The sequence below is a fragment of the Kitasatospora sp. NPDC088134 genome (assembly GCF_044741705.1).
In the GTDB taxonomy this organism is placed as follows: Bacteria; Actinomycetota; Actinomycetes; order Streptomycetales; family Streptomycetaceae; genus Kitasatospora.
This window is the reverse complement of the sequence record NZ_JBIUTD010000005.1, coordinates 375,487-383,738: the sequence shown is the minus strand read 5'-3', so window position 1 is coordinate 383,738 and position 8,252 is coordinate 375,487. Positions and strand designations below refer to the sequence as shown.

The window sequence follows — 8,252 nt, the reverse complement described above, 5'->3', positions numbered from 1 at the left end:
GGGGGCGTCCGGTGTCGGGCTCAGCCGCCGTCGGCGACCGGGTCGGTCCCGGCGGCCATCGCGGCGACCAGCGAGGCCGGCCGCATGTCCGTCCAGACCCGCTCGATGACCTCCAGGCACTCCTGCCGCGACCCCTCCGGGCCGGTGCGCTCCCAGCCGCCCGGGACGTCCAGGTGCGCGGGCCACAGTGAATACTGCGCCTCCGCATTCACCAGCACGAAGAATCGGCCGGATTCGTCGTCAAAAGGATTGCTCATGGTCCCGCCCCTTGTCGGTGGTCGTCATCGGTCCGTCGCACGGGTCCGCCGGGCACGCCGTTCACCCGGCGTCTTTCCGCGATTCGTACTCGTGTTCCCCCTGAGGATGCGGAGGGGCAGCCCGAAGTCCGGGGCCCGGCGTTCCGCAACGGCCTACAGCTTCCCGCGAAAACCATACCTACGTCTGTCGTATGTGAAGATCTCCATTTTCTGCGCCGCGCCGATTCGGCCGACGTTCGCCATTAATCAGTCACCTGATCGAATGCGAAAGGGTCGCTGTCATATGCACTCGCCGTTCTCGATCGCATGTTCTGTCGATCGGGGGCCTTTGTCCCGATTTCACCCCTGGCGCACACACGCCCCCTCCGGTGCGCCGTCACACTCCCCGGCGCGGCAATGCTCCCGTGCGCCCATCGCGCGCCCCGCCCGCGCGGTGGGAACGCCTGAACGAAAGAAGGCGCCGGACGGTCCGTCAGCTCCCGCACCCGGGAAGGCGTCGAGCACCGCCCGCCCGCCCGGCGACCCGTATACTCCCTCGGCCCGCTCGTACCCGCCCAAGGAATTCAGGAGGCAGCGACAGTGCTGAGTCTCGGTGTCGAGGAGACGGCGACGGGGCTGGACCCCGGCCTCGTCGTCGTCCTGCCGGTCGTCCTGCTGCTCGCGCTGCTCGCCCGGCTGCTCACCCTGCCACTGCTGCGTCGCTCCCAGCAGGCCGCCCGGAGCCGGGCCCTGGCCACCGCCACCGGGTCGGCCCCGGCCGGTGTCGGCCCGGTGCAGGCCGAGTTCGTGGTGGCCGTGCTGCTCGGGGCCGGCCTCGAAGCGGTCCTGCTCGCCGTCCCCAACGACGGGTTCGAGCTGCTGCGCGGCCCCCTGGCGTTCGCGGACCTGCACGGGGTGTCGGTCGCCTACGGGCTGGCGCGCGACAGCGCGCAGTTGTGGCAGTGGGGCCTCGGCGGGCTGCTGGTCGCGGCCTGGGTGCTGCTCGCCCACCTGGCCCGGCACGCCTTGCTCACCGCCGGGATGCCCGCCGCGGTGATCGCGGACGCGGCCGTCCGCCGCTGGAACCTGGCCCGGCTCGGCCTGTTCGCCGTCCTGGGCGTGCTGGCGCTCCCGCTCGGCGTGCTGCTGGCCGGGCTGGTGTTCCAGGCATGCGCCCTGGCGCTCGCCCACCGCCACCCGGCGTCCGCCGGCGCGACGGCCGCCCCGCGTTTTGGAGCGGCCCCGGTACCGGTGCCGACGGCACATCCGCTGCCGGTGGCGCCCCCGACCGCCCTCGCCACCGCGTACGCCCCGCCGCCGCCCGCGTCCACCCCACCGCCCGCGCCCGCCGCGCCGCCCGTCCACCTGCCCGCGCAGGTGCGCCACCACCCCCTGCACGGCCACGAACCCCGCAGCATCGGCGGCTACCGGCTGCTCGGCCGGATCGGCGCGGGCGGCATGGGCACCGTCTACCTGGCCAGCCGCGAGGGGGCGGCCACCCAGGTCGCCCTGAAGACCATCAACCCGGACCTGTTGGGCGACCCCGACCTGCTGCGCCGCTTCCAACGCGAGTCCGAGGTCCTGGCGATGGTGCCGGGCGCGTACACCGCACGGGTGCTGGACACCGGCGTGGACGCCGGCCGCCCCTTCCTCGCCATGGAACTGCTGGACGGTCGGCCGCTCGACGCCCACCTCCGCGAGCACGGTCCGCTGCGCTCCGCCGAGGCCCTCCGGGCGCTCGCGCTGGCGCTGGCCGTGGCGCTGTCCGGCGTGCACCGGCTCGGGCTGGTGCACCGCGACCTCAAACCGGCCAACATCATGCTGACCACGGCCGGGCCCCGCCTGCTCGACTTCGGCATCGCCGCCCTGCTCGACGGCACCCGCCTCACCATGACCGGCGCCGGTCCCGGCACCCTCACCTACATGGCCCCCGAGCAGTTCGGTGACGAGCGGGTCGGCACCGCCGCCGACATCTGGGCCTGGGCCTGCTGCGTGGTCTGCGCGGCGCACGGCGCGAGCCCGTTCGCGGCGACCAGCACCGGCGGCGTGATCCGCCGCATCGTCGACATCGGCCCCGAACCCGCCGCGCTGGCCGCGGTCCGCGCCCTCGACCCGGCCCTCGCCGCCGTCGTGACCCGCGCCCTCGCTCCCGATCCCGCCGCCCGCCCGGCCGACGGCACCGCCCTGTCGGCCCTCCTGACGGCCGAACGGCCGGAGGACGTCCGGGCCGAGATCACCCGCGGCTGGAGCACCCTGCGCCTGTGACCCGTCCCCGGGGGAACACCCGCCCCGGGCGGAGGCCGCAGGACCGGACGGAGCCGCGCTGTCGACCGCCCCACCGCCCGACGGCGCGCCGCCGTGCCCGCCGACCACCTCGACCTGGTCCTCGGCGCGCTGGGTGAGCACCACCAGGGCGAGGACGACCTGCTGTGGCCTCGGCGGCGCAACGGGGCGCAACGGAGCGGCGGCCGGGCGGACAGTCGGTCGGGCGGTGGCGGGGGCCCGCCGAGCACGCCGAACAGGGTGGCCGCGCCGTGGCAGCCGAACAGCAGGGCGCAGCCGATCCGGTACGGGCCCTGATCGGCTGCGCCCTGCTGCCCGCGCCCGCCCGCCGGCTCGGGCTGCCGCTGCCGGGGCTCGCCCCGGTCTCGCCGGCGTTCGTCCCGCCGACCACGGACCCGGGGGAGTGGCTGGAGCGCCACGTCGAGAGCGGTCCGCCGGTGCGCCGTCACCCCAAACTCGCCGGCGCCCGGCCCCGAGGGGGAGCGCTGCGGAAGCGGTGCGACTGCCCCGGAACGGTGCGTCGGACGCATCCTCGGGGATGGAGGAAGCCCGTCGCGCCGCACCCGCCCGGGGTCGGCGCCGGACGGGCGGGAGGGAGGGCGGCGGCCATGGGCGGAGCGGAAGAAGCGAGGCTGCTCGTCGTGGGGGCGACCGGGGACCTCGGCGGCCGGGTCGCCGTGGCCGCCGCCGCCCGGGGCGCGCGCGTCGTCCCGGCCGGGCGGGACCCCGAGCGCCTGGCCGCGCTGGTCCGGCGCCTCGGCGCGCCCGGCGCGGAACGCTTCGACGCGTACCGGCTCGACACCTGCGCCGGGCTCGCCGCCCGCGCCGCCGAACGGCTCGGCGGCCTGGACGCCGTCCTGGTGACCGTCGGCGTCGCGGCGTTCGGACCGGCCGACCTGGCCCGCCCCGAGATCGAGGAACACCTCGCGGCCGTCAACGCGCTGGCCCCGATCGCCGTGCTGCGCGGCGCCCTCGGCGTGGTCGGACCGGGTGCGGCGGTCGGCGCCGTCACCGGAGTCGTCGTCGCCCGCCCCCTCGCCGGGGCGGGCGCCTACCGGGCGTCCAAGGCCGCCCTGACGGCGTGGCTGGAGACCGCCCGCCTGGAGCAGCGCCGCAGGCGGGTGGCCGTCCTGGAGGCCCGCCCCCCGCACCTGGCCAACGGCTTCGCCGGGCGCGCCGTCGCCGGGAACCCGCCGCCGCTGCCCGCGGGCGCCGACCCGCAGTCCTGGGCCGAGGCCGCCCTGGACGCCCTGCTGGACGGCGCCGCCCTGGTGCGGCCCGGCCCCGACGGCCGCCCCGTGCGGGAACCGGGCCGGCCGCGGGTCCGCGCGGAGGCGGGGCCCGGTGCGTCCTGAACCCGTGACCGGGCGCGCCCCGCGCGCCGTGGCGCCGACCCTGCTGTCGCAGAACTGGCGCGACGTGCTCTTCCTGCACTGGCCGGTCCACCCCGCCGCGGTCGCCCCGCTGCTGCCCGCCGGGGTGTTCCCGGACGTCCGCAACGGCACCACCTGGGTCGGACTGGTGGCGTTCGCCATGGAGCGGCTGGGGCCCGGCCGGACCGCCCTGCCGTACTTCGGCACCTTCCCCGAGGTGAACGTCCGGCTCTACTCCGTCGACCCGCAGGGCCGCCGCGCCGTGGTGTTCCGCTCGCTGGACTGCCCGCGCCTGCCCGCCGTGCTGGTGGCGCGTTCGGCCCTCGGCCTGCCCTACCGGTGGTCGCACACCCGGTGGACGGCGGACGGCCCGGCGCTGCACCTCGCCACCCGGGTCCGCGGGCCCGGCGGGGACGCCGCCCGGTGCGTGCTGCGGGCCCGGGTCGGACCGCGGCTCGAACGGCCCGGCCCGCTCGCCGAGTTCCTCACCGCCCGCTGGGGGCTGCACACGCGCACGGTCGGCCGCACCGTGCACCTCCCGGTCGAGCACCCGCCGTGGCCGCTGCACCGGGCCACCGTGGAGCACCTCGACGAGACACTGGTGCGGGCGGCCGGCCTGGAGGTCTCCGGGCCCCCGCCGAGCGTGCTGTTCTCCCCGGGCGTCCCGGTCCGGTTCGGCCCGTGGAGCCCGGTGACCGACCCGCTCGGGCAGCTCCGCTAGCCCCCCGCCCCGCCGCTACGACCGCCGACGGCGGCGCAGGGCGGCCAGACCCAGGGCCGTGCCGCCGAGCGCGGTGGCCGCGCCGGCCCAGCCGGTCAGGGCGGCCAGGGCCGGGGCGCCGGTGTCGGGCAGCGGGCCGGACGGAACGGGCGGGACGGGCGACACGGAAGCGGAGGGGGAGGGGGAAGCGGAGGGGGAGGGGACGGGCTCGGGGGTGCCGGGCGTCGGGGACGGCTGCGGGCCCGGGCCCGGGCCCGGGTTCCCGGGAGCGGGCTCCTCGGCGCAGTCGACGACGTTGGTGACCTCGGCGGTCAAGTGTTCCCCCGTCAACTCGGCGGTGTGCGGCAGCGGCAGGTCGGTCGCCGCCCCGTCGAGGCGGGTCAGCCGGGACGAGGTGAGGACGCAGCCGGGGCGCTCGACGGCCGCGGTCTCGGCGACGGTGACCGCCTCGCCGACCCGGTAGCCGGTGCGGGTGACGCCCCACGGCTGCGCGCCGGGGCCCGCCCCGCCCGGTCCGGTCAGGCTCAGCGCCGCAGTCAGCCCGGCGGGCTGCTGCCCGTCGGCGTAGCTGCGGCCGTCGACCCGCCAGGTCTTGGCGACGGTGACGTCGGCGGGCCGCACGGGACGGTTGTGCACCAGGCAGCTGACGGCCGCCTTGCTCGGCACCGTGACGGTGAAGGACAGCTCCTGGTCGGTGACCGGCAGGGTCTGCCCCGTGTCCAGGTTCGTGCAGACCGCGTGGTGACCGCCCTGCGGCACCAGTTCGTAGCCCTCGTGCTGGCCCTCGCGGACCGTGACGGCCCCTTCGGGGACGCCGGTGAAGGTCGGGTGGAAGACGACCGAGCCGGTGCCGTCGTCGGTGGTGGTCTCCCGCGCCGGGAAGCCGCCGACGCCGGGGGAACCGGTGCTCGCGTCGAAGGTCCAGCCCGCCCCCGCGTTCACCGAGCCGGTGACGTCCTCGCCGGTGGTCCCGGCCGGGGCGAGCTGCTTGACCACCGACAGCGTGCCCCGGCACTGGAACAGCGCCAGGTCGTGCAGGTCCCGGCCGGCCGCGGCGAAGTCCGCGGTCTGGAAGTAGTCGGCGGCCGGCAGGTTCGTCCCGTCGTACGCGGTCGGGCCGGACAGCGCGCGGAGGTTGAGGCCGGAGACGCCCTCGACGCCCTTGCCGACGCCCAGGGCGATGATCCGGGCGCCGGTCGCCTTGACGGCGTTGGCGGAGAAGATCCCGTTCTCCACGTCCCGGAAGTGGGTCCGCGAGCCGTCCCCCTGGACGTCGTCGGCGAACCGGGTCGGGTTCCCGTCGGTGATCACCACCACCGCCTCGTAGCGCTGCGCGGCCTCGGCCACCGCCGCCAGGCCCCGGTCCCAGTTGGTGCCCTTCCCCAGCGTCCAGTCCGCGTAGAGCCGCTTGAAGGCGTCGGCCCCCGCCTTGGTGGAGACCGGGAGCAGCTCCGGGTGGTTGCGGTCCACGCTGGTCGAGGGCGAGGCATGGTCGAAGGAGTAGAGGGCCATCCGCGAGGGGGTGCCGGCCAGGGCGTCGGTGAAGGTGTCGGTGGCTGCCTTGAGCTGGGGCAGCGCGCTGCCCACGGAGGCGGACAGGTCGAGCACCACCGCGACGTCCAGGCCGCAGCCGACGTGGGGCAGCGGGTTGGCCCGGGAGTCCTGCCACACGCCGCCGGAGGCGGGGTAGTTGGTGCCGAAGGTGTCGCTGATCATGAAGCCGTCGGGGCCGGTGTCGGTCGAGGCGTAGGTGCGCCCGGCCGCCAGCGCGGGGGTCCGGAACGCGTAGGGCGCGGCGATCGACCCGCTGCCGTTGCCCGGCCCCGTCCGCAGGACCGGATTCGGGTACCAGCCGGCGGGTGCCCCGTCCGGGAGCTGCCGCACCCAGAAGCGGGCGCCCGCGTTCGCCCCGCCGGGACCGGTGCCCGGCACGGTGAAGGAGCAGTCCCCGTCCGCGTCGGCGGTGCACACGCCCCAGCCCGGGTCCACCGGTGCGCCCGAGGACTCGTCCGCGTACAGGCCCAGCCGCACCCCGGCCAGCGGCGCCACCGTCCTGGGCCCGGTCCGGTCCCCGCCGGTGCGCACCGTCACCACCGCGTCCCCCGCCCCGGGCGACGGCACCGAGCGGCCTGGTCCCGGCGCGGCCCCGATCAGGGCGACGCTCATGAGGGCCAGGGCCGGGACGGCGGCGGACGGACGGCGGCGGAGGACGCGGAGAGCTGACACCCCGTCATCTTGGCCACGCACCCCCGGCGCCGCGCCGTCACCTCCCGGCGGACACGCCGACGGACCCACCCGGGCGGAGGTCCGGCGCCGCCCTCAGCCGCGCGGCCCGGGGACGCCGGGGCCGCGCCACGCGGCAGCCGGATCGGCCATCGCCCGCTCCAGGGCGTCCAGCAGTTCCCCGTCGGCGCGCCGCTCGACCAGGAGCAGCAGCAGGTCGACGGCCGACCCGTCGCCGTCGGCCACGGCGCGCGCCACGCACCGCACCAGCAGTTCGCGGAAGGCCGCCGACCGGTCCGGCCCGGCTGTGCCCGTCATCGCTTCCTCCTCCCGGCCCGCCACCGGTCCTCTCCCGCCCCGGTCGGTCACCCGTGCACGATTCGTCGCCCGCGCGCGATCGGATGGCCGGGTCGGCGGCTCAGGGACGCCCCGGGCCGCGGCGGACCAGGCGCCAGGCGGCGTGCTGGACGAGCAGGGTGAGGACGCCCGCCAGGACGATGCCGGACAGGTTGAGGGCGAGCTGCACGGCGGAGCCCCAGGCCTGGGCGTACTCGCGGTAGGCGACCGCGACGGCGGCGTTGGCCGCGGCGGGCACGGTGGTGACCGAGATCGCCACGCCGACCAGGGCGGACGCCTTGGCCGAGGTCAGCGAGAGCAGACCGGCCACGCCCGCCAGGAACGCCACCACGAAGGACATCGCGTCCGGCTGCCAGATGAACGAGGTGTTGGGGCGGGCGGCGGCGAACTTCGCGTCGCTGAACAGGCCCAGCCCGTCCATCAGCAGCGAGAAGCCGACGGTCAGGGCCATCGCCACGGCGAAGCCGACCGCCAGCGCCAGCAGCGAGCGGGCCGCCGGGCGGATCCGGCGTTGCACCAGCGCGACGCACAGCCCGGCCAGCGGCCCGAACTCCGGGCCGACGGCCATCGCGCCGACGACCAGGATCGCGCTGTCCAGGACGGCGCCGCAGGCGGCCAGCATGGTGGCGACCGTCAGCAGCGCCAGGAAGACCCCGCTGAGCGTCGACTCCTCGTGGACGACCCCGGACACCTCCTCCCACACCAGCGCGTCCACCCCCTCGCCCGGGGCCGCCGCCTCCGCCGCGTCGGCGGCCTCCGAGAGGACCAGGCCGGTCTCGCCCAGGCTGATCGCCCCGCGCTCCGGCAGGCCCAACTCCTGCAGCCCGTTCAGGAGTTCGTCGGCCGCCTCGCGGGCCACGTCGCACAGCACCACGTCCCCCGCGGGCCGCACCGCCCCGCCCGGAAGCACCACCACGTGGGCCACCCCGACGCAGGCGTCGAGCCGGGCCATGACCTGCTCGCGCAGGTCGGCGGGAACGATCAGGCGGAGCTGGAGCACGTGGCCCTCCGGTCGGACGGTGCGGACGGGGCAGTCCCGTCCTGTGCACGGTAGCGCCG

The 8,252-nt window shown here is 76.9% G+C and carries 8 protein-coding genes; 4 read left to right on the top strand and 4 right to left on the bottom strand.

The features are described from left to right. Positions 1 to 20: 20 nt before the first annotated feature. Positions 21 to 257: an MbtH family protein gene (locus tag ACIOHG_RS11675; RefSeq protein WP_400948441.1), complete on the bottom strand. Its 237-nt coding sequence runs from the start codon at positions 255 to 257 to the stop codon at positions 21 to 23. A gap of 579 nt (positions 258 to 836) precedes the next feature. On the opposite strand from ACIOHG_RS11675, the gene ACIOHG_RS11670 reads away from it, so the two are divergent. The 4 genes from ACIOHG_RS11670 to ACIOHG_RS11655 all read left to right on the top strand — a co-directional run bounded on the left by ACIOHG_RS11670 (position 837) and on the right by ACIOHG_RS11655 (position 4,613). Continuing rightward, positions 837 to 2,501, top strand: coding sequence for a serine/threonine-protein kinase (locus ACIOHG_RS11670; RefSeq protein ID WP_400948439.1), 1,665 nt, complete (start codon positions 837 to 839; stop codon positions 2,499 to 2,501). Positions 2,502 to 2,594: 93 nt separating this feature from the next. Continuing rightward, positions 2,595 to 2,816 (top strand): hypothetical protein, encoded by a 222-nt coding sequence (locus tag ACIOHG_RS11665; RefSeq protein WP_400948437.1) that lies wholly within the window; start codon positions 2,595 to 2,597, stop codon positions 2,814 to 2,816. A gap of 344 nt (positions 2,817 to 3,160) precedes the next feature. Beyond that, positions 3,161 to 3,874 (top strand): SDR family NAD(P)-dependent oxidoreductase, encoded by a 714-nt coding sequence (locus ACIOHG_RS11660; protein WP_400948434.1) that lies wholly within the window; start codon positions 3,161 to 3,163, stop codon positions 3,872 to 3,874. Further along, a complete protein-coding gene (locus ACIOHG_RS11655) occupies positions 3,864 to 4,613 on the top strand; it encodes a YqjF family protein (RefSeq protein WP_400948433.1) in 750 nt (249 codons plus the stop codon). Before ACIOHG_RS11660 ends, ACIOHG_RS11655 begins: the two co-directional genes overlap by 11 nt. Positions 4,614 to 4,628: 15 nt before the next feature. Here the strand turns inward: ACIOHG_RS11655 and ACIOHG_RS11650 are convergent, their stop codons facing one another. The 3 genes from ACIOHG_RS11650 to ACIOHG_RS11640 form a co-directional block, all read right to left on the bottom strand. Beyond that, positions 4,629 to 6,839: a vWA domain-containing protein gene (locus ACIOHG_RS11650; protein ID WP_400948431.1), complete on the bottom strand. Its 2,211-nt coding sequence runs from the start codon at positions 6,837 to 6,839 to the stop codon at positions 4,629 to 4,631. Between the two features lie 93 nt (positions 6,840 to 6,932). Next, entirely contained in the window at positions 6,933 to 7,154 is a 222-nt protein-coding gene (locus ACIOHG_RS11645) for a hypothetical protein (protein WP_400948428.1), read from the bottom strand. Positions 7,155 to 7,254: 100 nt separating this feature from the next. After that, on the bottom strand, positions 7,255 to 8,193 hold the full coding sequence (locus ACIOHG_RS11640) for a DUF389 domain-containing protein (RefSeq protein WP_400948425.1): 939 nt from the start codon (positions 8,191 to 8,193) through the stop codon (positions 7,255 to 7,257). Positions 8,194 to 8,252 lie beyond the last annotated feature (59 nt).